This is a genomic window from Opitutus sp. sgz309028 (genome assembly GCF_059821195.1).
The window spans coordinates 70,050-89,345 of the sequence record NZ_JCAMRR010000006.1 but is presented as its reverse complement, the minus strand read 5'-3'; the positions used below and the strand labels follow the sequence as shown (position 1 = coordinate 89,345).

12 protein-coding genes are annotated in these 19,296 nt (G+C 62.4%); 3 read left to right on the top strand and 9 right to left on the bottom strand.

Going from position 1 to position 19,296, the window contains the following annotated elements; genetic code table 11:
* Positions 1 to 31 precede the first annotated feature (31 nt).
* From mobF to AC6RV7_RS19700, 3 genes are read right to left on the bottom strand one after another with little or no spacing between them, the layout of a single operon-like run.
* Entirely contained in the window at positions 32 to 2,968 is a 2,937-nt protein-coding gene (gene mobF, locus AC6RV7_RS19710; protein ID WP_500095915.1) for a MobF family relaxase, read from the bottom strand.
* Complete coding sequence (locus AC6RV7_RS19705) at positions 2,965 to 4,350, bottom strand: replication protein RepA (RefSeq protein WP_500095914.1); 1,386 nt, start codon at positions 4,348 to 4,350, stop codon at positions 2,965 to 2,967. The genes mobF and AC6RV7_RS19705 overlap by 4 nt, the downstream gene beginning before the upstream one ends.
* A gap of 17 nt (positions 4,351 to 4,367) precedes the next feature.
* Entirely contained in the window at positions 4,368 to 4,637 is a 270-nt protein-coding gene (locus AC6RV7_RS19700) for a helix-turn-helix domain-containing protein (protein ID WP_500095913.1), read from the bottom strand.
* A 174-nt stretch (positions 4,638 to 4,811) separates the two neighbouring features.
* Between AC6RV7_RS19700 and AC6RV7_RS19695 the strand changes: the two genes are divergently transcribed.
* From AC6RV7_RS19695 to codA, 3 genes are all read left to right on the top strand, one after another.
* On the top strand, positions 4,812 to 5,318 hold the full coding sequence (locus AC6RV7_RS19695; protein WP_500095912.1) for a hypothetical protein: 507 nt from the start codon (positions 4,812 to 4,814) through the stop codon (positions 5,316 to 5,318).
* Positions 5,319 to 6,014: 696 nt separating this feature from the next.
* Complete coding sequence (locus AC6RV7_RS19690; protein WP_500095911.1) at positions 6,015 to 7,220, top strand: MFS transporter; 1,206 nt, start codon at positions 6,015 to 6,017, stop codon at positions 7,218 to 7,220.
* A gap of 10 nt (positions 7,221 to 7,230) precedes the next feature.
* A complete protein-coding gene (codA, locus tag AC6RV7_RS19685; protein WP_500095910.1) occupies positions 7,231 to 8,490 on the top strand; it encodes a cytosine deaminase in 1,260 nt (419 codons plus the stop codon).
* A gap of 719 nt (positions 8,491 to 9,209) precedes the next feature.
* Here codA and arr read toward each other — a convergent pair.
* The 6 genes from arr to AC6RV7_RS19655 form a co-directional block, all read right to left on the bottom strand.
* A complete protein-coding gene (arr, locus tag AC6RV7_RS19680) occupies positions 9,210 to 9,647 on the bottom strand; it encodes an NAD(+)--rifampin ADP-ribosyltransferase (protein ID WP_500095909.1) in 438 nt (145 codons plus the stop codon).
* 196 nt (positions 9,648 to 9,843) lie between these two features.
* Positions 9,844 to 11,172: a xylose isomerase gene (gene xylA / locus AC6RV7_RS19675; RefSeq protein ID WP_500095908.1), complete on the bottom strand. Its 1,329-nt coding sequence runs from the start codon at positions 11,170 to 11,172 to the stop codon at positions 9,844 to 9,846.
* Between the two features lie 70 nt (positions 11,173 to 11,242).
* Positions 11,243 to 12,322, bottom strand: a complete 1,080-nt coding sequence (locus AC6RV7_RS19670) for a LacI family DNA-binding transcriptional regulator (RefSeq protein WP_500095907.1) — start codon at positions 12,320 to 12,322, stop codon at positions 11,243 to 11,245.
* Positions 12,323 to 12,470: 148 nt separating this feature from the next.
* Entirely contained in the window at positions 12,471 to 13,934 is a 1,464-nt protein-coding gene (locus AC6RV7_RS19665) for a tetratricopeptide repeat protein (RefSeq protein ID WP_500095906.1), read from the bottom strand.
* Complete coding sequence (locus AC6RV7_RS19660; protein WP_500095905.1) at positions 13,931 to 15,241, bottom strand: FG-GAP repeat domain-containing protein; 1,311 nt, start codon at positions 15,239 to 15,241, stop codon at positions 13,931 to 13,933. The genes AC6RV7_RS19665 and AC6RV7_RS19660 overlap by 4 nt, the downstream gene beginning before the upstream one ends.
* Positions 15,242 to 15,371: 130 nt before the next feature.
* Complete coding sequence (locus AC6RV7_RS19655; RefSeq protein WP_500095904.1) at positions 15,372 to 18,977, bottom strand: TonB-dependent receptor plug domain-containing protein; 3,606 nt, start codon at positions 18,975 to 18,977, stop codon at positions 15,372 to 15,374.
* Between the last annotated feature and the right edge of the window lie 319 nt (positions 18,978 to 19,296).

The window sequence follows — 19,296 nt, the reverse complement described above, 5'->3', positions numbered from 1 at the left end:
GCGAATGTGAATTTTCCATAGATGTCTCGGATCATCGCTGCTTGGCCATTTCTGGCGCTGGCTTTGCCGCACGGCCGGGAAGGTTGCGGGTAATAAATGCCGGCAAACGAGCGAATGTGCTCCGGGTGGCCACGGCCGCCATCGCTACACGGCAACGGGTGAGGGCAACGACGTGGCGCAAGGTAAGAAGGAACGCCCGGCTGGCAGCCGGCCGGCGCATCTGCCCCAAACGAGCTATTGCCGGCGGAACCCTTTGCGAAGGATTCGGCTGAACCGGAGTCGGCGCTGGCCACGTGGGCACGACAGGGACAGACGGAATGTGTTGAGGCGGTTTTATTGCATTGTTCGCGTAGTCCAGCGCGGACGGGCGCGCTCTGATCGCGTTGCCGATCTTCGCGACCAAAGCGCCCTTCTCTGGCACGTGAACCTCAACAGTTTTCCGTCCTCGAGATGTAGCGACGTAGAGACGCCGCGCGTCGATGGCAGATCCGGCAACGATCGCGTGATCTACAGTTGCCCCCTGGCTTTTCTCAGCGGTGACGGCGTAACCATGCGAGAAGGTCTGGTACGAAGATGTGGGAATGATCGCATCTACGACCTTATCGCCCCGTGGAAATTGAACGTGGATTTGCTCGGGCATGAATTTCGTGACCGTCGCAACATCGCCGTTGGTCAGGTTCTGACGGCGATCGTTACCTTGAAGCAACAGACGATCGCCGACACGAACGCCGATTTCGATCCGTCGTCCGATCTCTAGTTTGTGGCCGCTTTTCTTGAGGTCTATCGCGTCGTGACCGCGTAGCTGGATCTCCCCGTCACGCACACCCTTCACCTCATACCATGTCCCGCGTTTCAAGCCGGTAACGGGAGTGGTGGCGCGCACAACCATCCCCGGCTCGTAAGTTGAGGCCCGCCGCTTCTCTGCCCTCGTAGGGTTCAATGTGTCCACAACACAGAATCTCCGCTCAGGCCCTTGTAGTTCGCCCCGTGCACCCAACGTCTCACGCACACGTTCGTTAAGTTTGTCGATTTCGGACCATGTGGGTGCGACGAGTATTGCGGACCCACCGTCAGCCCGTTCGGTATAGGCACGCGCGGCGGCTTCGAGATAACCACCTTTCCCTTCCTTCACCCTCCCTTGTCGCTCCAACTTTGCGAGGCCATCAGCAACTCGGCCGTCGCTCATATCCTGCATAGCTGAGCGGTATTCAGGATCGTGCTGGCGCCGGATTTCCGTTAGCTCTGGCATCAATAGCCTGGAATGTTTCTTCAGAATCGCGAGGAAGTCACCGGCCTCGACGGCTGTGAGTTGTTTTTCGTCGCCGACCAGAAACACACGCGCTCCCGCTTTGGCCGCTTGTCCAAGCAGCGCGTGTCCTTGCTGCGTTGACAGCATGCCGGCCTCGTCCACGACGAGGACTCGTCCCTTAAGTGACGCGCGCCCGGTTTTCAGGTTCTGAAGGAACTGGGCCACATTCCAAGGCCGCTCGAACCCTTCTTCAGCCAGAACGTTTTTCGCCTTGTTGGTTGGTGTCACATAAACCGGCTCAAGGCCGGCCTCCCGAATCGCCCGATCGAATTCCGTCAGTGTCCGCGTCTTGCCAGCACCAGCAGGCCCCCTCATCGCGACAACGCCGTCCCGAGAGTTCAAAATCGTTTCGAGCGCCGCCCTTTGGTCCAGCGCCAGCGCCGGAGATAGATTTTCAGTTGGAGCGAGTGGCGCGCAGGTGCCCATCTGTGCGTGCACGCGAGCGATTATCTCTTGTTCGTATGCGAGATTCGCTTTGGTCGTCATGGCCTGGCTGCCAGTTGGCGCCTGACGGTCCCGCTTTCCGCCAATCGCCACGAGTTCTGCTTTTCCCCTGACTGCCTGCCGCAACGCTCCAACTTCTACTCGACCCATCGAGTGCTCCAGCGCAGCCACGATCAGATCTTTTTCCGTCGCGACCGCGTGCCGCTCGAAAAGATGCTCGCCAGCCCATTCCACGGCCGCCGCTGCCGAGCCTGGAGGCATCGACCTAACCGGACCCCGAGAGCGAGCATCGCTCACGAGAGCAGCTAATCGGCGAGTGCTGCGTTCGGAATGTTTGCCGCGCTGCATTGCCCTCACTTCGGCCGTCGTAATTTCGGTCAACTTTCGACCGCGCGTGGAGGTCGCAATTACGTGAGTTTCCGCGGTGGTAGGCGCGCGCCCATATTCGGCTTCAAATTTCGCGATTTCGGCCTCGATCTGACGCCGGCGGGTTGACTGTGCGGCGCGGTCCTCCGCAGTTACTCCGACGATCTCGAATCCGCGCAGAACACCGTTTTCGCGATCTTCAGCGATATGATAGCCCAACGATTGCACTCGGACGGCCAATTCGTTCTGATACACACGACCGGCCAGATTGACCGCACGAAACATTTCCCGATTCTGGAGCGCATACCATCTTCCGTCGCTCGCATCGTGGGTCGCGTTTGCGCAGACAAGATGGGTGTGTAGCTGGGCATCGAGTTCACGGCTCGCGTCGTGCGTGAAAGCGGCAGCAACAAGATTCCCGGTAAAGCGCACCTCATCGAGCCACGCCTTATCACCCGCACGCTCGCGGCGAGCGGCCCATTCTTCCAACTCCCGAAACGCGACTGCAACCGCCTCGTCGTGAGCCCGGCGTAAACGCTCGTCGTCGAACGTGACCGCGAGGATCGAGACACTTTTGGGCGCCGAGCACTGGAAATCATAGAATGCGATCCTATTCGATTGTGACCGAGAGGTGAGCGGTTCGTCCGTGCCCGGATGCTGGTTGGTGCGTAACGCTTCGAATGCGGCGTCTTTCGGACCAATCGCGTTACCAACAATCCCGAGCAATTCGGCACCTTTTCCCATCCAGCGACCACTTACCGTCTCGTCCGGCGCGTAGTAGTCGTTCGCTACGAGATGCTGACTCAGGTAAGTCCCGCCGTTCTTGATCGGATTTCCGCAGGTGATCATCGGCGTATGGCCTGCCCCCTACGAGGAACCGGAAGCGGGCTCTGCCGGAGAACCAATCCGTCTGGCGTGAGATCGTAGTTGAGCCCTCCTCGCCAAAAGCAGGCTGCGTTTTCGATGGCGCCGGAAAATTTGCCGCGGAACGCGGAGATGCGCGCAAACGAAGCGCCGAATTGCTCGTGCAGGTCGGGCCACTTGACCATGAGCTCCTTGCGCCCGTATTCTAGTATCCACCACACACGTGTCGCGGCCCAGACGTAGAAATCGAGCGCAAGGGTGCTGCGGCGAAGCTCCCGGATCGCGTCGAGATCAACGGGGAAAGCAGAATCTCTGATCTCAAGAAAGAACTTCTCCGTTAGCTCCACCCATCCGCCGAGCAGATCTTCGGCTCTCGCGCGGCTGCGCCACCAGAGGTGAACTTCGGAAGCGATCGGGCAAGCAACCCAATCGAACGTGCTCAACGTTGCTTCATCATCGGATTCTCCTTGAGCGGAAGCCCTCTGAGAACTCCTCTGAGAACTGATGCTGGCAGTAAACAGACTCGTGAGCTGCGTTCGTGCAGCACGGTAATTTTCCGCGCCATTGGACAGGCCAAGCGCCTTCAAGCAGGCAAAGACGCTGTCACCGAGGCACACACGCGGGCTACCTGTCCGCTGCACCTCAGTGACGATGTAGATTAACAGCAGGCGCGGGATAACTCCGTAGGGATAGCCGCTGCTCTGTATCCCGTCGGGCGTCGCTATCCGACTGGGAACTATCACGAGAACATCGTCGCGATTTCGTCGACTCCAGTAGGGGACGCTGCCAGGATCGCGGTGCGGCAGAGAAACCCTGATGAGGTGGCTGCTGTGGTAGCAAAGCGAGCCCGTAGTAACGAAATCATCGAACGAGCTTTTCGTTTTGATCCGATCTGCCGTGTCGATGCGTCGCAAGATTCGCGCTTCGCGGCGAGCGGAGGAGAAGGGCGTGAGAGTCTGATCCGGATCCTTTTCCGAAACGGAGGAAATGACCGCAGGGGCATAGTGCGGTCGAACAAGACGGAATTCTCCCTTTGCGAGCCGCGACAGAAAGCGTCCGATGCATGCCCCGGTCGGATTTTTGATCTTTGTGCCGACGTAGGCGTGTCCAACATTCGCAGCGGAAATCCTTTCCTCTGCGAATTCCCCCACGAACGCCGCGAACTCACGTGCGCTTACGAGGGCCTTCGCCCGTTCCCAGAAGCGGCGACTTGTCGCGAGATGCACATCTCCTTGCGCCAGCTTCGTCTCTTCGTAGTCGTCGAGACCTTCTGGGGCGATTCGGACGAAGTCATCGGCACTACCGCCTGCACGCTTCCACGCGATGAGAAGCCGCGACTCTGGGCGCTCCACAGTGTTTGAGACCATCGTCGAGAGCGCCCCGGCTATGCTGTGACAAGCGAAGCATTCTCGCCTCGGGCCTTTCTTCCGCCACTAGGCTTCTTGTGAAACTCCCCCTTACCGGCCCGACAAAGAAAATCTTCGAGCGCGGCGGCCGTGACGTATTTCCGACCGTAGATGTTGACCGCCGAGATCACGCCGCCACGAACCCACTTTCTAATCGTCGAAGGGCGCGTATCGAGCAGGGTTGCGACGGACTCAAGCGTGCGGAGCAGTGGGATAGAACCGGCTGTCTCGTGCGATTGATCTTTCATCGGCTCAACGCGTAAACAAGCATACTTGTGTGTCAATGTGTGTTTTTATATGCTGTCGTTACTAATTGAACCCCTGCGATCTTCCGGGAATATTTCGGCTGTGGTCGCGCTAGATCGTTACGCACCTCACTGTGCCTTGACGTGCTTTTGTATGCTGGGCAGCATCTCTTCACTATGCCGCGCAAAAAAGCCCGAGGTATTACCGTCTCAAACCGCATCAGTATCACTGCTCGCGCCGAGTGTATTCCCGCACTTCTCAGAGTCGCCAAGGAGCTGGAATCGAATCCAAACGCCGTCATGAACGACTGCTTGGAGGGTTGCCTTACGGAGATGCAGCGCCCAATTGGAGCCGAAGTCCGGGTGCCCGCGATAATCACCGAGTACCGAAGCAAGGTTGGATCACTGCCACCGGTGGCTCCAACAGAAGACGCGACGGCCAGCGCACTCGCCCTGCACATTGGAAGCCTGATTGCCCTCTTGCGAGAGGAGATGGACGCGGCACAGATTGGTAAATCTCCTCGCAATGCCATTGCTCTCGCAGCAATTAACGCCGCGATCGCTGAGGAGTCGCGGTTGCTTGGCGAAATGCATCAAGAAGTAGAGCAGCGGCGTAAGGACATGGAGGCCGCGGGATATGTCCCCGTCGGACCCCGCGGCGATCTCAAGATGAAGAAGGAGTAGCACAAACGCGACGTGCTACGATTTGTCTACTTTGCCGGCATCACTTACTAGGCGCTGATTGCCAGTATTTTATCAAAGGTGATGTTAACCGGCTTTTCGCAAAGCGGTGTGGCGCACACACATCAAGTGACATAAAACACACAAACAGCATGTTGCGACATACTACTTAAAATCCCTTGCCTGCAAAGGCGTGCGGGTTCGAGCCCCGCCCCGGGCACCAACCGCCTCCCGGCGGAGGACGCGGAAACGCGGTGCGCGCCCCGCGGCTCTCCGACTGCCCAGGCCGGAACGACGACCGGTCCACGCCTCGGGGGCGACGTCGCATGCGGGGCTGAGGTTCCACGCCGATCGGTGCGGACGCATCTCGTTCAGCTAGGAAACCCGTGGTGGTTTTGTGAATACGAGCGGCGCGTCTCGTGCGCCCTTTAACCCCCAGCTGCGGAGCCGCCGCCGAGCCAGCCGGCGTCGCGGATCCAGCGTTCTGCGTGCGCCCGCGGCCCTCCGCCCCTTCGCGTTTCCGTCGGCGGGTGTCGATGCGACGAGTGGCGGAGGTCGGCCATTTGACCCGCGGCACGAACCGGCACAGCGTAGGGAGCTTCCGCGCTGCGCACGTTCCGACGAGCGTCACCGGGGCGGGAGTCCCATCTGCGACGCGCGACATCCGACGCTCATCCGAGACCCTGCAAAAGGAGGCCCATGTCCGCAATCGCGCCTTTTGGTGAACGGCCAACGTTTTCGTGGTTTGTCTTCGGCCTGATGGCCAGCGTCACGTTTGTCGGGATTCTGTCGGAGTTGGTCCCGTCAGGCATCCTGCCGCAGATGACGGACGGTTTGGGAGTGGAAGAAAGCGAAGTGGGCTTCTTGGTCGGGGTCTACGCGCTGGCTTCGGCCGTCGCCGCGATCCCGCTGGTCAGCGCCACCCTTGCCATGAATCGCAAGCGGCTGCTGATGGTGCTGCTGATCGGATTCGCGGTCTCAAACCTCGTCGTGGCGCTGTCCTCGTCGTATGGCGTGATCGTGGCGTGCCGGATCGTGGGCGGCGTTTGCGCCGGTGTGATGTGGCCGATGATCGCCGCTTACGGAACCCGGCTGGTGCCGGAGAACATGCACGGCAAGGCCATTACCGTCATCATGTCCGGCAACACGCTCGGCATCAGCATCGGCCTGCCCGTGATGACAACCATCGGCATCAGCTTCGGCTGGCGGGCGGCGTTCATGGTGTTGGGCGTGGTAGTCGTGATCATTGCCCTCTTGTCTCATTTCTACCTCCCTGCGGTGGCCGGGGAGAAGCTCAGCAAGAGCAATTCGCCGCTGGCGGTGCTGCGGATGCCATCGATTCTGATCGTGCTGTTGCTGACCTTCCTGTCGGTGGCCGCGCACTACGGCATCTACACCTACATCACCTTGCTGGTAGAGCTGATCGATTTCGCGGGCGGCATCGGCGTGGCCCTGCTGATCTTCGGGATCGGCTCCGTGATTTCGGTGATTGTTTCCGCCAAGTATATCGATGCGCATTTGCGTCCCTTGATCGTGGTCATGTTGGGAATCGGCGCCCTCTCGATGGCGATGTTCCTTGTCTTCAAGGGCGCCCTCGTCCTTTCGCACGCCGCGTTTTTCCTGTGGGGCCTGGCCTTCGGTCCGCTGGTGACGATGTATCAAACCGCCGTCAGCAAGCAGGTGGAGGAAGGCCGCGACGTCGCCACTTCGCTGCAATCGAGCGTGTTCAACCTCTCGATCATGATCGCCACCTGGGTCGGCGGAAGGCTGCTGAGCGATTTTCCAACCACCGGCGTCAAGCGCGTCGTCTATCAGTCTCTCGTCTGCTTCATCCTGGCCATCGTCATTGCGTTCCTGGCCAAACGCACCCTGCGGTCTTCTCCCGTTTCGACCGTTCAACCCTGAAGGAGAAACCATGAAGAAGTTCACCAACGCCCTCGTCTACCGGCAGCACGACCACGCGAGCGAGATCCTGGTCGACCACGGAGTCATCCAGCAGATCGGCCAGAACCTCCCCAAGGCCGAGGAGGAAATCGACCTGAAGGGCCGTCTCGTCGTGCCGCCCTACGTCGATCCACACCTCCATCTGGATTACGTTTACACCGGTCGCAGCGAGGGCGCCACCAACGCGAGCGGCACGCTGTTCGAAGGGATCGCCCGCTGGCACGATGTGAAGAAAACGCAGACGCTCGAAGACGCCCGCGAACGGGCGCTGCGCGGCATCGAGGAAGAGGTGTCGAAAGGCGTCCAGTTCATCCGCACCCACATCGACGTGGACGACCCGAAGCTGACCGGCCTGAAGGCGATGCTGGAAATTCGCGAACAGCTGAAGGACAACGTCACCCTGCAGATCGTCGCGTTTCCGCAGGAAGGCATGTATGCGTATAAGGGCGGCGACGAGATGATCGAGGAGGCGCTCAAGATGGGCGCGGACTGTGTCGGCGGCATCCCGCACTTCGAATGGGCGCGCGAATTCGGCGAAAAATCCGTGCACCGCACTGTGGAGCTGGCCGAAAAATACGGAAAACTGATCGACGTGCATTGCGACGAAACCGACGACGCGATGAGCCGCTTCGTCGAGTTGCTCAACGCCCTCGTGATGATCGAGGACCTCGGCGTCCGCTCGACGGCGAGTCACACCTGCTCCTTTGGCGCGGCGGACAACGCCTACGCTTTTCGCATGATGGGCCTGTTTCAGAAATCGGGCCTGAACTTCATCGCGAATCCCACCGAGAACGCCTACCTGCAAGGTCGCCAGGACACCTACCCCAAACGCCGCGGCCTCACGCGCGTGAAAGAGATGTGGGAGAACGGCATCAACGTCTGCTTCGGCCAGGATTCCATCAACGACCCGTGGTATCCCGTCGGCAACGGCAACCTGATGAACATCCTCGATCACGGCATTCACCTCGCACACACGATGTCGTTCGACGAGCTCGACCGCTGCCTGGACCTGATCACCTACAATGGCGCCAAGACCTTGAACATCGAGGACCGCTACGGCCTCGAAGTCGGCAAACCCGCCCATTTCCTCGTCCTCGACGCGAACTCGCCTTTCGAGGCGGTGCGCCAGCGCGCCGACGTCCTCGCCTCGATCCGCCACGGCGAATACCTCTTCAAACGCCCCGACCCAAGCTACGACATCAAGCTCGATCTGTTCAGGAAAACCAAGTGAGTCCCCGGCCGCGCGCAGGCGCCGAAAGCGATGCCATCGGTCCGGCGGCGGAGCGGATGCGGCATTGTCCTCATTTTGCTCCCCGCGGTGGCGGCGATGCCCGGCCAAACTATCTTGTGCCATGAACTCAGCGCCTTTTTCTCCGCCTCGATCGCACCACCCGTCCGCATCGCCGGAACGATCGGCGAGGGAGTTGAACGATGCCCACGCCGCCAAACGACGCGCCGTGGAGCGTTGGGAAAACGAGGGCGGAAAAGTTCCGGAGTTGCCGCCCAGCGACCATCCGCTCGCGGCAAGGAGCCGGAAATCCCGCGACGTCCGCTGAAACCGTAGGGCCGCCGCCGTTCACGCTCCACCGGGCCGCGCCCCGGTCGGCGCCCGCCGACCAGCGGAGGGCCTCGGCCGCGCCGAAGTGGCTCCGCCTGCGCGGCCGCGCGTCATCAGCGGGCACCTGCGAGTGCCCAAATAGTGGATACGCAAACTTTGCGTTCACCGCATGCAACTGAAGCAACTCACTCGGTCGTCCGTCCCGCCCGGCGAACGCCCTGTCGATTGTCCCTCCGCCCGCGCGGCTTAGGCTCGCTTAAGTTCGTGAGCACGAGCTGGCTCAGCTCCTTGAAACCGACGCCCCCCTTCTCGCTGTCACGGCCGAAGCCGCCGTCGCACGCTCCGGCCTGCTCGCTGGGGGAATGCCTTAACGGGCGGCTACAAGGCGAAGTTCAGTCGTCCATCGCCTCGTGGCCCAACGCCTTCAGGCGGGCAATGCCTTCCTTCATTCGCTGGATCTCCTCGGAGGAATGCCCCTGCCATTCACTGACTTCGCCAATCACCCGCACGGGCAGCTTCGAACGATAGGACTTGGTCGGGTTGCCCGGGAATTTCTGGTCGGTCAGATTGGGATCGTCGGTGAACGGACCAGTGGGCTCCACGATATAGATCCGGCCCGGACCGTCGCCTTGGGCCAACTCTGCGCCCCAGATCGCCGCTTCCAGCGTCGCCGAGAAATAAACGTGGTTCGCCGTTTTGCCGGTCCCGTAATTCGACATGTATCCAGGCTCGATCAGGTCGCCGGTATTCCGGTTTATCCGCGTACCATGGTAATACGGCGGTGGGCTCGGATAACGCGGAGCAATCTCAGGAGAATTCGGATGCGTCATCGTATTCGTGTTCTGGTGACCGCGACGACGTGAACGGCCGCGGAGTGAAAAATGCCGCGCCATCACGCGAAGCGTGGGATGCGGCGCCGTCACGCGATCACGCCCTGCAAGCACGTCAAAGTAAAACGTCGCCCGCAAAAAAAAGCGGCAGCCTGGTGCAGGCTGCCGCGAAACGATTTGAAACGCTGCCGGCCAATCAGCCGTGCAGGTAGGTGTTGAGCAGGTTCTCGAGATATTCCTGCTTGCCGGAACGCGGCTTCGGTTCGCCGAGCTTCGTGAGCACCAGCTTGCTCAATTCCTTGAAGCCGACGCGGCCCTTCTCGATGTCTCGGCCGTAGCCAGCGTCGAACGTCGCGTAGCGGTTCGAGACGAACTGCTCGAACTTGCCTTCGGCGAGGATTCGGCGCGCGAGCTTGAACGCCAGCGCATACGCATCCATGCCGCCGATGTGCGCGTGGAAGAGATCCTCCATGTCGATCGACTGGCGGCGGAGCTTCGCGTCGAAATTGAAACCGCCCGTGCCGAGGCCGCCGGCTTTGAGGATCGAGACCATCGCGAGCGTGAGTTCCTTCACGTCGGTGTTGAACTGGTCCGTATCCCAACCGAGGAGCAGGTCGCCGGCATTCGCGTCGATCGAACCCAGCATGCCGTGCGCGGCCGCGACCTCGATCTCGTGCTGGAACGTGTGACCGGCCAGCGTCGCGTGATTCGTCTCGATGTTGAACTTGAAATATTTCTCGAGGCCGTAGGTCCGGAGAAATGCCACGCCGCTCGCCACGTCGAAATCGTATTGGTGCTTCGTCGGCTCCTTCGGCTTCGGCTCGATGAGGAACTGGCCCTTGAAACCGATCTCCTTGGCGTAATCGACCGCCATGTGGAGGAACGCAGCGAGGTGATCCTGTTCGCGCTTCAGATTCGTGTTGAGCAGCGTCTCGTAACCTTCGCGGCCGCCCCAGAAAACGTAATTCTCGCCGCCGAGCGCCTTCGTGACATCCATCGCCTTCTTCACCTGCGCCGCGGCGTAGGCGAAGACGTGCGCGTCGGGATTCGTCGCGGCACCGGACATGTAGCGCGGATTCGAGAACAGGTTCGCGGTGCCCCAGAGGAGCTTGATGCCGGTCGCCTTCTGCAGGTCCTTCGCGTGCGCGACGACGCGGTCGAGGAGCTTGTTGCTCTCCGCCAGCGAGCGGCCTTCCGGCGCGATATCGCGATCATGAAAGCACCAGAACGGCGCGCGGATCTTTTGGAAAAACTCGAACGCCGCGTCCATGCGCGTCAACGCGATGGACAGCGCATTCTTGCCGTTTTCCCACGGGCGCACGATGGTGCCGGGACCGAACGGGTCCGAGCCCGTGCCGCGAAACGCGTGCCAGTAGGCGATGGAGAAGCGCATGTGCGCGGCCATCGTCTTCCCGTCGACATCCTCGTCGGGATTATAGTGGCGGAACGCGAGGGCGTTCGTGCTCTTCGGGCCCTCGTAACCGATCACGGGGATCCGAGGAAAAAACGGGCGGTTCTTTTTCATGGGGAAAAATTCATCAATGAGCGCCGTCCGGCCGATGGCCAGCCGAGAAGGCGGGCAAATCATGCGAACATTAGGGCACTTTTCGATCCACCGCCGGCGGTGAGGCGACCGAGGCGCGTTCCACGAGTTCGACCGGAAACACCAGCGGGTTCTCCGACTCGGGCACGTCGGCGCCGCCCTGGCGCTTGATCGAATCGAGCAAAACCTCGACCGCGCGCGCGCCCATCGCCTTCAGCGGCTGCCGCATCGTCGTCAGCTGCGGAACGCACATCCGCGCCGCCAGGGTGTCGTCGAAGCCCGCGACCGAGACATCGTCGGGCACGCGCAGCCCCGCCTCGGCGAGCGCCTCCATCGCGCCGATCGCCATGCCGTCGTTGGCGCAGAAGATCGCCTGCGGCAGCAGCCGGCCGCGATGCTCGCCCAGCCAGCGCCGGACCTCGCCGCGCGCGATCTCGGCGGAATACGAGCCGAAGAGCAGCAGCGAATCATCAAAACGGATACGCGACTGCGCCAGTGCCCGCCGGTAGCCCGCGATCCGCCGCTCGGCGCCGACCTGCCCGCGGTCGCCCGCGATGTGCATGATCCGGCGATGGCCGCGGCCGATGAGGTGGCGCACCATCTCGAAGGCGCCCCGCTCCTCGTCGCTCTCGATGTTGACCACGTTCGGCAAAACCGAGTTCGCATGCAGCGACACGAACGGCGTGTGGACCGGCAGGGTCTTCACCGCCTCGCGCGTGAACATCGGCGCGATCAGAATCAGACCGTCGATCCGGCTGTCGCAGATCTGATGCAGCCGCGAGGTGTCGCGTCCCCAGTCGTGCAAGCCGAACATGGTCGTGCTCTGGTCGTGGTGGGCCGCCTGGCCGAGGATGCCGAGGAACACTTCGAGCGCATAGTCGTTGAGCTCGCCTTCGCCGATGATCGCGGCGACGCCGATCGTGTTCATGCGGCGATTCACGAGCGCGCGCGCCGTCGCATTGGGCCGGTAACGCAGGCGCGCCGCCGCATCGAGGATGCGCTGGCGGGTCGCCTCCGAGATGCGCGACGAGGTCTTCGCGCCGTTGAGGACGGCGGACGCGGCCATGGCGGAGACGCCCGCGGCGCGGCCGACATCGGCCAGCGTGGCCGCGCGAATCGTTTTGTTTTTCATGTAAGCGCGAGCGGGACTCGCGAACCGGGGAGAAGCGAAGCGTGGCGGTGCGCCATGACGAAGCAGTGCACGAAGAGAAAGCCTTGGGAACGCCGCGGTGCAAGCCTCCGGACGGCAGGTAGCTTCCGGATCCTGGCTGCGCGCGCCATCACCGGAAAGAGACACCCGGTCGCGCGAACGGCCGGCCAAATGTCTGCTGGTAAGCGGCCAGAAGGCTGTCGACTTCACGACGCGGCACGCGTGGCTGCTGTTGCACCCGGCCGAGCCACTGCCGCGCGGCCGGTTCGTCGCGCGAGGAGATCGCCTGGAACGCGAGCGTCATCAGCACGAAAGGATGCTCCGGCTCCGCATTCAGGGCGCGGTGAAATTCCGCTATCGCCTCGTCGCTGCGTCCGAGCCGCAGCAACGCCATCGCCAGCTCGATATAAGCATCGGCCTCCGTCGGGCGGAGCCGGATCGATGTTTGGAAGAACGGAATCGCTTCCGCCAAATGTCCGGCCGCAACCAATTGCTTCGCGCGCATGCGGTGCAGTCCCGGCGAATCCGGACAGTGCGCCAGTCCGGATTCGAAGGCCTGCCGGGCGCCGGCTTCGTCGCCGAGCGCGATCAACGCGCCGTAAAGATAGGCCCAACCGTCCGCGAACTTCGGATCGAGCTCAGTGCAGCGCACCAGCTGATCGCGGGCGGCGCGGGTGTCACCTAGATCGAGCAGCAGGAGCGCGAGCTGGAAATGCAGGTGAGTGTTGTCCGGCGCGATCGAAAGGGCGCGCTCGAGCCAGCGGCGCGCTGCCGCCGTTTCGCCGCGCGTTTTCGCCGCGCCGGCGGCGACGGACAGCTGCATCGCGTCGAAACTGCGGTCGTTGAGCTCCTCCATCCACGGATCGGAAAAATCGCGAAACGCGCCCGACGCCTTGGCCGCACCCCGCGCCTCGTCCGCGAGTGTCTCGAGGCCGAGGTGCTCATAGACGGGCACGATCAGATCGTAGCCGAGCTTGTTGCCGCTGACCCGAAGCGCGGTTTCCAGCCGCCGGCGCGCCTCCATCCAGTCGCCGCGGTCGATCGCACATCGCGCCAACCCCAGCAAACTATACGGCTCGTCCGGCGACTGCGCCTGGACCGCGGCGAAGATCGCGGCGGCGCCGACGACGTCGTCCTGTTTCAACAGAATATCGCCCCAGCGCAGCCGCGCCGGCACATAATCGGGCGCCCGCCGGACCGTGGCGGCGAGCAAGTCGACCGCGACCGCCAGTTCGCCGTAACCGGCCGCAATCATCGCCGGCCGATAGGTCCAGCGGCCGTCGTCCGGATCGAGCTGCGCCAGTCCTGCATAGCAGCGGCGCGCTTCGGTAAAATATCCGTTGGCGTGATACAGCGCGGACAATTCCGCCAACCCATCGACGCCGCCCCAAAACGCGCCGGCACTCGTCTCCGCGTCCGCAATGCCGGCCGCCAGTTCGCTCGGCCAGCCGTCCAGCGCGGGACGGACGGGCACGGCGGCCAGGACCGATTCGCGCTTGTGCCAAGCTATCCAGAAAACGAATACGATCAGCGTGGCGCATGCCGCCGTGAGCGTCCACCGGATCGCGCGAGCGCGCGAGGATGCCGGGGTCATTTCACCGCCCTCCACCGCGTGATCCGTCCCATGTGGGGAGCGGGAGCGAAAACATAGAATCCGCCGGTGACGAGACTCGGGCGCCCCGTCCCGTCGAAATCGCCGACCGTGACCGTCACCTGGTGCTGCGGCCGGAACGCCAGCGGACGTTTCTCGAAGCTCAAGTCGCCGTTGTTTCTGAACCAGACCACCGAGGGCACGGGCTGCTGGCGGGAATCCTTCTCGATGAAAGCCGCCACGGCCACGACATCCAGCTCGCCGTCGCCGTCCAGATCGACGACTTCCGGACAATAGGCGCCGGACATGTCACCAATCCGATGATACGCGAAGTAGCCGTCGCCGCGGTTCTCCAGCCATTGCAGGCCGTGATACGACCGCGGGCCGGGCACGACGGCGGGTCCGAAACCGTCGCCGTTGGCGAACACGAGGTCGGGGCGGCCGTCCCGATTGAGGTCCGCGACGGTCATGCCGCTGCTGCCATAGTCCTCGTTGGCCGAACCCCAGATCCGGCTGCGGGTGAATTCGCCGCGGCCACGATTGGTGAAGAGATAAATTTCCTCCCACTGCTGCGACATCTGGGCGGCGACATCGGGCAAGCCGTCGCCGTTGAAATCGGCCACGCAGACGTTCATGGCCCCCGAAAGCTCGAGCAGGGTGCGCGGCTCGAAGGTCCACGGCGCGGTTTGTCGCAGCCAGCGCACCTCACCCTGGTCATAGCCGAACTGGCCGAGCACGAGGTCGACGCGCCCGTCGCCGTCGAGATCGGCGGCCTTCACGTCCGTCACGCGGGAAGTGTTTTCGAGAATGACACGTTCGACGAAACCACGCTCGCCGCGGTTCTCGAGGACGACCACGGTGCCAATGCGATCGTTGTTCGGGAAAACGACGCCCATCGCCGCGACGAGCACATCGAGATCACCGTCGCCATCGAGGTCGGCGACCTCGACATGCACGGGCGCCTTCACGGTTGCGGGTAGAACCTGTTCGACGAAATGGCCGCGCTCCGTCTGGCGCAGCCACAACACCTGGTTTTCCTGCGCCTCGCACGCCAGGACATCGAGGAGTCCGTCGCCGTCGAGATCGCAGGCGCGAAGATGCGCGATCCAGGGATTGCCCTTCACCGGCAGACCGATGGCGTCAGGAATGAAGGCACCGGTGAAATCCGCGCTCGCAGCGGCGACAGCGCGGGCCGGCGGAGAGCGGCGATTCTGACGGCTGCACGCTCCGCTTAACATCAACGTCGCAAGGCCGCTCAGGCAGAGCGCGTGTCCGGCGCGAAAGAAGCGCGGCGACATCATTTTCTTCATCGTGGAAAGAGCGTGGTGTGGCGCAACGGAGAAAAAAATGGCGCCAAGGCCGAGACCTTGGCGCCACGCAAGTCCCCACCCACAACCGGCAGCGACTTGCAAACCGCCGGTTGGAAGTGACGTCCTTGGGTTAGAACGAGAACGTGTTCGACAGGGTCCAAACGGTCGGCTCGGGGATGCGTCCCACCGCCAGGCTGCCGTCCGGCTGGACGGTGACAGGGATGAGATCCTTGTCGCCAAAAGCGTTGCGGACATTCAGCTGCACGCGCCACGTGATCCCGTGGGACAACTTGCGCGTGTAACCGACCCAGAGGTCGATCGCATCTTCCGCGGGCCCCTTGTAGGGATGCGCGAGGTCGAAGGAACGCGGGTCGGAGAGCGTCGCGCCGGGGAGGACCGGATAGCCGACGACCAGCTTGTCCTGCCAGCGATAGCCACCGCCGACATTGATGCCCTTCAACGTACCTTCGTCGAACGAGTAGTTCGTGACGAGGTTGAAGCGCCACGGACGGAGCTCCGGCACATTCGAGCCTTCCTGGATGCGATACAGCCAGTAGCCCGACATGAACTCGCGGAGGTATTTGCCGCGGAGCGTCTCGTTGTCGTTGTAGCCGCCGTTCCAGAAACGGAGGTCGCCGATCACGGCCGTGCGATCGCCCGAGGGCGTGTGCAGGGTGATGGGGGCGTTGTTCAACGTCACCGGGGTGTTGAACACCTCCCAGCGGGATTCGACGAAGTCGATCATCGACTGGGCCATGTTGATGCGCTGCGCCTCGGTCTTGGCGGCGTTGATCGAGATGTTCCAGTTCTTGGTCGGCTGCGCGGTGAGCTCGATTTCCGTGCCCTTCGACAGCGTGTCGCCGGTGATGGTGAAGCCGGCCGGCTCGTTGCCGCCGATGAAGCCACCCGCATCCGCGGTCGCGAGATCGAGATTCCAGAGCTTATACCACTCGTTGGACGGACGTTTCGCCATGTAGGCGTTGACGATCGCATCGCCCACGCTCTGGGCATAGGCGACCTGCTCCGGCGTCCAGCCGCCGGCCGGCGTATTCGCCGCGACGATACCCTGCGGATCGTAGCCCTTCGTGAAATCGGCCCAGCCGCCCGCCGCGACGCGGTCGAGATTGGCGCGGCCGAAGTTGTAGGCCCAGCCTTCCGCACCCCAGGTCATATAGGCGCCGCCGAAGCTATCGAGGCGGGAGTTCGTGACCTTGGTCTCGTAGCGGTTCACGCGCAGCGTGAGGCGATCATCCAGCGTGGAGATCATGAAGCCGTAATCCTTCGTCTCACCCTTCGGAGAGGCCAGCGAGTTGCCGACGATATCGATGCGGCCGGCGGCAGGCTGGAAGTTTTCCGAACGGTTGTAGAAGAGCGACAGGCCGGTGTTGCCCCACATTTTCTCGCGAATGCGCTTGGGCGTGTGCAGCACGACGCTCCAGCTGGTGGTGCGGCCCTTCTCGATGTCGTCCGGAGCGTCGGGCAGACGATAGTCCGGCGACGCGAAATCCACGACCTTGCTGCCATCCGGGCGCAGCGGCCCCTGGTTCAGCGCGTAGGACTTCTGACGGTCGATGCGCACGCCATAGCTCGGAACGAGCACGCCGTCGAACAGGTAGGCCTGCCAGTTGCCAGCATAGGAATCCGTCACGGTCCGCGTGAGCTGGCCGAGCGTGGTCAGTTCCGTGCGGCCACCGGCGTCGGCACTCGTCACAGCCACGCCGCGCGTGCCACCCCAACCCACATAGTTGGCGGGATTCTCAGCCTGGGTGACCGTATCGCCGTAAGGGTTCACCCAGGTCGCCGAGGGGCTCACGCCGGGGTTTTTCCAGTTCATGTTATAGAACATGACCGGTCCGGACTGCGGCGTCTGCGTCGCATGGAGACGGCCGATGTTCGCGCCCGACAGGCTGTCGCGACCGGCAATGCTCGTCGTGGTCAGGTAGTTCGCGGTGTTGACGGCGCGGCTGGTCATGACCGGATCCTTGACGATCTCGAGACCGTAGCCGGCGTCGGCGGCATAACGGGTCCAGTTCCGGCGCTCCGTCTTGTAGTCTTCGTTGCTCAGCAGGCCGTTGACGACGTGGCGACCGATGATCTGCGCGAGCTTGGTGTTTTCCTTGATGAAATCGTCGCCGCGGATCTCTCCGAAGGCGGTGATGCGCCACGACTCGCGTTCCGTGTCGAGGCTGGTGTTCGCATATTGGTCCGACACGACGACGGCCTTGCCGTAGTTCGGGTTCACCGCGCCGTTCACGAGATGATTGTTCAGGTCGATGGTGATCGCCTGACCGTAGTCGGAGAACATGTTCACCTGGCCGCGATCATAGCGCTGGTTGTCGAACACGCCTTCGAAACCGATGCGGTTGTCGAGGAAGGTCTGGGAAACCGACGCGTTGAACGCTTCGTGATTCGACCACTCGCGCTTGTTGGGACCGTCGAGCAGGTTGTTGTAGTAATCGTAAATCGAACGATCCTTGAGAACCTCGTCGCGATAGAAGTCATAATTCGGCAGCTTTTGGACGGTGCCTTCATAATCCTTCCGCGGAATCACGCCGGACATGATCGTCCAAGGCAGCGACTTCACCACGGAGGTGACGTTCTTCGACAGCTCGCTGATGATGAGCGAGGAGTCGCTGCTGTTCGGATCGGGAAACACCGACAGCAGGCCGCCGTAGTTACGGCCGAGCGGACCGATGCCCTTGTTGTAGTAGGTGGAGTTGTCGCCGCGCAGACCCGCGCCGAGATCGCCCGCTGCGCGCAGCGCCTCGATGGTCGCGGCGTCGCTGTAGCCGATCGTGAGCGGATTCAAACCGCCGCCTTTGCGGACGGCTGCGAGCGCCGGATCCCGCCACCACGCGGTGATGAGATCGCCGGGGGGCAGGATGCGCGGACGGTTCGCGCGGATCTCGCCCGTCTCGAATTTGGCCTTGATGGAGGTGTGCGAACCCGCGCCTTTGAAGAGCTGGGGATCGTAACGCATCGCGGCGAAGAGGCGCTTGTCGTGGTTGAACGCCGGCTTCTGCCGATACTTGGTATCGTCGTCCAACGCGGACACGCGGAACGCGAGCTGGTTGGGAATCGCGACGTAGTTGTAGTCGCCCGACACGCGCACCGTGCCGTAGTTGTCCAGGCGGAACTCGACCTGGCCGCCCTTTTGGAAGGAGGCGTCGTTGGTGGAGGCGTTGATGATACCCGCGGGTGCGCCCATGCCGAAGAGGATGGCGTTGGGGCCGCGCTGCAGGTCCACCCGACCCACGTTGAACGAATCCCACGGAATATCCGTCAGGAAGAAGTCGCGGGTGTTGTCCGCCTGGCCGAGGCCGCGGACGCGGGTGTTGGTGTGCGGAGCCAGACGTTGAGCGGTATCATCCAGCGTCTTGTTGTCGCCGAGACCGGCGAAGTTGCCCATGATACCGCTGACTTCGGTGCTGACCGTGTATTGCAGCAGCGTCTCGTTGTTCGTGGCGCCCGTGTCCTGGAGGAACTGGCCCGTCACGACGGAGATCGCCGATCCGACGTCTCGCAGGTCGGTGCGGATGCGCGAGCCGGCCAGTGTGGCCGTCGCTTGATAGCTGCCCTTGTCTTCCGTCGCGTCGACGACGAACGGCGAGAGGACAATAGGCTCGTCCTCCTCCACCGTCGTCACCGGCGCAGTTTGAGCCAGGGACTTTCCAGACGTAAGTGCCAGCACCAAGGCGGATGCCAGCACGGGTCGAGGTATGCTGAGTTTTTTCATGGATGGGGTTGGTTTGCTTCTTACCTGCAGGCGCCGTCTTCCAAGAGGGGAAGCCAAACGTTCTGCCGGTAAAACTCAGGGGCGCCCGCTGCGAGTCTCGCTCGCCGAGCCAGGCGCATTCTCTTCCGCGTCCCCATACTTCCTCCCGCCCTCTTCCCGTCGCGCCGCGATGGCCGCGCCCGCTCCGCGGGCACATGACGCTGCGCATGAAACGCTTGATCGCTGATTCCAAACATCGGGGTGCGGGGTAGGGGAAACTCCAGGGTTTAGCGTTAAATGTTTTAACGTTAAATTAACCGATACAATCTTCTTTTTTAGT